The 459-nt window shown below is 59.7% G+C and carries 2 protein-coding genes; one reads left to right on the top strand and one right to left on the bottom strand.

Translation table 11 applies throughout. The features are described 5' to 3' along the window. On the top strand, positions 1-203 hold a 203-nt coding region (locus tag ACODJP_RS13795; RefSeq protein WP_422482481.1), incomplete at its 5' end, for a hypothetical protein. A 53-nt stretch (positions 204-256) separates the two neighbouring features. Here the strand turns inward: ACODJP_RS13795 and ACODJP_RS13790 are convergent. Continuing rightward, positions 257-459, bottom strand: a 203-nt coding sequence (locus ACODJP_RS13790; protein WP_422482479.1) for a hypothetical protein, incomplete at its 5' end; no start/stop codon positions are given.

Genomic DNA, 459 nt, shown 5'->3' with positions numbered 1-459 from the left:
CCAAGCACATGGGCGTAAAAGTATCCATTGGCGAAGAACAGGTTGTCATAGGCTTCGCTGGACAGCTCGCTCCACGAAGTGCCGTTCGCTCCACCGGAGAGTACCCGGCGTTGGACCGAGCCCGAGCAGAGGGCCAGGAAGATACCATTGCCGAATGCCAGACCAATGGTGGAAGGATACGCAGTGCTCAGCGAATAGGATGAGACCGAGCCCACGTTCCCGGTGGGAAATGACTTGAGCGTCGAGCCCCACGCGACTACCATCCTGCCGTTCCCCTCCGCCAAGTGAGGGGTTGATGAGGATGTCGAACTGATGCCAGATACTCGTCCGGTCGTACAACTGCCTGGGTCATACAAGGTGCCGCTGAGCACTTGGCGCACCTTGACCGTCTTGCCCGCAACCGTCGCATGATCGAGTGTGCGACTGTCGTAGTCGGTCCAGGTGCCCCCTCCATCGAGC

Source organism: Pleomorphochaeta sp. DL1XJH-081, assembly GCF_049310885.1.
Classification (GTDB): Bacteria; Spirochaetota; Spirochaetia; order Sphaerochaetales; family Sphaerochaetaceae; genus CAYZJV01.
Note: the sequence above shows the minus strand (reverse complement) of the source record. Positions and strands in the feature narration are given on the sequence as shown.